Origin of the sequence: Companilactobacillus futsaii JCM 17355, assembly GCF_001435505.1 — a bacterium.
GTDB lineage: Bacteria > Bacillota > Bacilli > Lactobacillales > Lactobacillaceae > Companilactobacillus > Companilactobacillus futsaii.
In genome coordinates this window covers 1-4587 of record NZ_AZDO01000041.1, presented here as the reverse complement: position 1 = coordinate 4587, position 4587 = coordinate 1, and the positions used below count along the sequence as shown (strand labels likewise).

The following is a 4587-nucleotide window of genomic DNA, read 5'->3' as shown; positions in this document are numbered from 1 at the left end:
ATTCACAATCTTGACTCCTGCTTTACTGTATTTACTATTCTATGAATAGATTGGGTTTTTAATAAATGGTATATTTATATTCATAAAATATCTAAGGGGGAAAATTTTTATGGATGTTTGGGAAAAATTATATTTAGCTGCTAAGCCATTATATAAACCGCATGAATTAAATGATTTTGTTTATGCCAATAACGTGGTCTGTGCATTGGAGAGTAAATCTGGCAAAATTTATACTGGATATTGTATCGAGATGGCATGTGGGACCATCAATCTTTGTGCTGAACGAGTAGCTTTATTGAATATGTTGCAAGATGACGGAGAAATGGAGGTTAAACGGATGATTACCTTTCGTGATGCACCGCCAACTGGACTCGATGGCTTACCATGTGGAACGTGTCGGGAAACGTTGATGGAATTTTCACCTAAAAATGCTGATACAGAAATTATGGTCAATTATGAAAAACGAGAAACTACTACCTTGAAAGAAATCTTTCCTAATTGGTGGGGGACTATCAAAACTAATTAAAAATAGCTAACAAACCTTAATTGGCTTGTTAGCTATTTTTATCATCAAAAGCATTCTTGCGAGACACGTTCAACTGCAAAATTAGATAGGCTGTAAATTGCCTCATAAAGTTTTTCACCTAATTCTGAAGTGATCATATCAGTTTTTTTCTTGCCACTATTGTTAGGAATACTAGCTAGAACAGGGATGAATTGATCTAAATCATTATCTGACAAAAAGTCATGGGCTTTTAAATGTGCTGCTAAAGCAACTGTAAATGAGAATTTGGGATGAGATTGACGTAATTTGTAAAGGTCTCTTGCGGCAGTTTTGTAATCCATTGCAGGGTTTTGATTCAAACAGTGACGCAAAAGATTATCATAAACGTCTCCATAGTGAAGTAACCAAACTAAAAAATCATATGAAGTTACATAATGAAGATCCATCTTAATATTTTTGTAATTATTAACTACATCGAGAACGTTATTCCAATCAAGCCAAGTTCGAAATGATTGATAATATTTTTCGATGTCTTGATTTTTACCGTTACCAATATGACTTAATCCAGCAAAATTATCTAAATCCTGATTGGCAAAGTTTAATTCTTTGATATCCATTGTTAACCTCATTTGTTTATTCAAAATGGTCACATAAAAAAACTAACCAGTTACGGTTAGCTATGTGGCAATTTGAGCTATTTGATATATAACTCTTTAAGTTTACTCATCTTTTCACAATTAGTCTAGCTTAACTAGAGTATAATTAAAAAGTATTTGATAATCGACGATGGAGGGATTGCACTACAATGGCAACTAAAGAAGCAGAAAACAAAATGGTGGATTTGGCAAAACCAGTTCATCAACAATTGAATCAATATCGCGTTCAACAGATTCAAGCGGTCTTGAGTTTATTAGATGAAGGAAATACGGTTCCTTTTATTGTTCGTTATCGAAAAGAACGTACGGGAACTTTGGACGAAGTAGCAATTAGAGAAATTGAAGATGAAACACATCGTTTAATGAAGCTCAATCAACGACGTCAAGACGTTTTAAAATTGATTCAAGAACAAGGCAAGCTAACGCCTGAACTCAAACAAAAACTAGAACAAGCAACGGTCTTGCAACAAGTTGAGGATCTCTATCTTCCTTACAAGCAAAAGCGTCGTACCAAAGCTACGATTGCTAAAGAAGCTGGATTGGAACCTTTGGCTAAGTGGTTATTGACTTTCCCAAATGGAAACTTAGACAAAAAGGCTCGAGATTTTATCGATGCTAAAAAGGATTTGCCAGATTTAGCAGCAGTTTGGGCTGGCGTACATGAAATATTGGCCGAAAACTTCAGTGAACGTGCTGATTTCAGAGAATGGATCAGACAATATACTTGGCAAAATGGTGAATTGACTAGCAAATTAAAACGTGGCGCTAAAGAAAAAGACGAGCAAGCAGTTTATGAAACTTATTACGACTTCCAACAAAAATTAAAACAAGTACCACCTTATCGAATTCTCGCCATCAATCGTGGTGAAAAAGAAAAAGTTTTGACCGTAGGAATTGCTATCGATGCAACGCAGATCTTACGTCATGGACATTCTAAATTAGTCGGTCGTAACCGTGGGTTAGCAGTTGAAAAAATCGATACAGCCTTTGAAGATTCTTATAAACGTTTCTTAGGACCAGCTATCGAGCGTGAATTACGTCGTCAATTGTCAGAGAAGGCTGACACCCATGCTATTCAAGTCTTTGGTAATAATTTGTACCACCTGCTGATGCAAGCTCCTTTAAAGGGTAAAGTTGTGATGGGCTTTGATCCAGCTTATCGGACGGGATGTAAATTAGCTATTATTGATGCCAATGGTCGTTTCTTGACTAAACAAGTGATTTATCCTCACAAGCCAGCTAGTGAAAAACAACGAGCAGCGGCAGCACCTGAATTTAAAAAGCTGTTAGAAAAATATCACGTTCAAATGATTGCGATTGGAAATGGTACGGCTAGTCGTGAATCGGAAGAGTTTGTTAGTGGTATTTTAAAAACTATCAAGCAACCGATTTATTATGTCATCGTCAATGAAGCAGGAGCATCAGTTTATTCTGCCAGTGCTAATGCCAGAGCTGAATTTGCTGATTTGCACGTTGAAGAACGTTCGGCTATTAGTATTGGTCGTCGTTTACAAGATCCATTAGCTGAATTGATCAAAGTTGACCCTAAGGCAATCGGTGTCGGTCAATATCAACATGATGTGCCTGAAAAAGCTCTAGATGAACAATTAGATCGAGTCGTTGAAACAGCAGTCAATCAAGTTGGAGTCAACGTTAATACAGCCAGTCCTGAATTATTGACACATATTTCTGGTTTAACAGCAACAACCGCTAAAAATATTGTCAAATTTAGAAATGAGAATGGTTCATTTACAAACAGACAGTCGTTGAAGTCAGTTCCACGTCTGGGTCCTAAAGCCTATCAACAAGCAGTCGGTTTCTTAAGAATCATCGGTGGAAGTGATCCATTGGATAATACTGACATTCACCCAGAAAGTTATTCTGCTACTAGGGAATTGTTGAAGAGTATTGCTGAAACGCCACAAGCAGTAGGAACTCCAAAATTGCAACAGCAATTAAGTCAGTTGAATCAAGAAAAATCTGCACAAAAATTAAATATCGGTGTGGCTACCTTGACTGATATTATTGCCGGTTTGAGTAAGCCTGGTCGTGATTTGCGTGACAGTATGCCAGCACCACTTTTGCGTCAAGATGTTTTAACAATGGCCGACTTGAAACCAGGGATGGAACTTCAAGGTACAGTTCGTAACGTAATTGACTTTGGCGCTTTCGTTGATATTGGTGTTAAACAAGATGGTTTAGTACATATTTCTCAATTATCCGACCATTTTGTCAGTGATCCTAGTACGGTGGTGACGATTGGCGATATTGTGACGGTTTGGGTTTTAAGTGTGGATGAGAATCGTAATCGTATTCAATTAACAATGAAAAAGCCCACTAAATAATAGAAGTAAGAAGATTATCGACTCGTTTTGAGCTGATAGTTTTTTTGTTACAATTCAATAAAGGAGTGAAATTCATTGTTGGAATTTTTCATATATGCATTCTTTTTATTGGTTTTGTACTTTTTGATTTCTCTTATTTTTGCTTTAATTAAAACCATTATCTATAAGTTGAAGGGTAATCAAAGTAATTTCTGGGAATACTTCTTTGATAGTTTTGTTAAGGTGCTTGATCCATTTAATTGGTTATAAGTTAAAGTGTTTGCTTTGATTTTTATCTCCAATATAGTTATTGATATCACTTATAAGTGTAATACCAGGTAATTAATAAATTAGAGTTGGATTTTTAAAATCCGGCTCTTTTTTTGTGCCAAATTGAATTTTTATTCAAAAATAATAAAAATATTTTTCAAAACTTGGTTTGACCTTATGGTTTCTATAAGATAATATTAATATCAAGAAATCGATAAGGGAGTAATAAACTATTAATGAAAATGAAGAAGGCGAATATTTTATCATGTGTTGCAATTAGTGCAATTGTATTATCAGGGATGGGAATCACTAATGTTCAGGCTAGTGATAATACAAATGTATCTATTCAAGAAGTTGCTGAAAGATCAGTTAATCCAGAAGTTCAAAATGGTGGCAAAGTTAGTGATGACTTTCAAGATGTATCCAAAAATAATTTAGGATATGCATCAAAATTCCATATCTTTGCTAAAGAAGCAACTTTAAATGCACATACAAATGGAAACCTTGCGGTTGGATCTTTGTTCGGAAATGTTAACTTTGGGACAAACATTACGGACGAAAAATTATTGGATAAAGATATTTCTTATGTTCAAGAAGTAAAGAATATGTCAGAAAGCTCATTCGTCAGTTCCAACGACCACCGTACAAATAAAGTGGTTTTTGGTGAAGTAAACGACGTTGAATTAGGTAAAGACAATACTTCTCCTTTAGTTAATGAAACACCGATCAATCACTTACTTAATAATGAAATTTTCCAAGATAAAGATTCTAATGAATATCGCAAATTGCAAGAACAAGTTAGCCACTTTGGAAAAATAAAGAAAAGTTAAGA

General features: G+C 35.1%; 4 protein-coding genes. 3 read left to right on the top strand and 1 reads right to left on the bottom strand.

What is annotated here, in order from left to right; translation table 11 throughout:
• Window positions 1-109 precede the first annotated feature (109 nt).
• Entirely contained in the window at window positions 110-526 is a 417-nt protein-coding gene (locus FC88_RS04110) for a cytidine deaminase family protein (RefSeq protein WP_057813079.1), read from the top strand.
• Between the two features lie 44 nt (window positions 527-570).
• On the opposite strand, the gene FC88_RS04105 is transcribed toward FC88_RS04110, so the two are convergent.
• A complete protein-coding gene (locus tag FC88_RS04105; protein ID WP_057813077.1) occupies window positions 571-1122 on the bottom strand; it encodes a hypothetical protein in 552 nt (183 codons plus the stop codon).
• A 188-nt stretch (window positions 1123-1310) separates the two neighbouring features.
• On the opposite strand from FC88_RS04105, the gene FC88_RS04100 reads away from it, so the two are divergent.
• On the top strand, window positions 1311-3506 hold the full coding sequence (locus tag FC88_RS04100; protein ID WP_083484553.1) for a Tex family protein: 2196 nt from the start codon (window positions 1311-1313) through the stop codon (window positions 3504-3506).
• A gap of 485 nt (window positions 3507-3991) precedes the next feature.
• Window positions 3992-4585 (top strand): hypothetical protein, encoded by a 594-nt coding sequence (locus tag FC88_RS04095; protein ID WP_057813075.1) that lies wholly within the window; start codon window positions 3992-3994, stop codon window positions 4583-4585.
• Window positions 4586-4587 lie beyond the last annotated feature (2 nt).

What these genes read in the sequence shown, in the direction of transcription:
- FC88_RS04105 (WP_057813077.1), bottom strand. Translation starts at nt 1,122, where the DNA reads ATGGATATCAAAGAATTAAACTTTGCCAATCAGGATTTAGATAATTTT.
- FC88_RS04100 (WP_083484553.1), top strand. Translation starts at nt 1,311, where the DNA reads ATGGCAACTAAAGAAGCAGAAAACAAAATGGTGGATTTGGCAAAACCA.
- FC88_RS04110 (WP_057813079.1), top strand. Translation starts at nt 110, where the DNA reads ATGGATGTTTGGGAAAAATTATATTTAGCTGCTAAGCCATTATATAAA.
- FC88_RS04095 (WP_057813075.1), top strand. Translation starts at nt 3,992, where the DNA reads ATGAAAATGAAGAAGGCGAATATTTTATCATGTGTTGCAATTAGTGCA.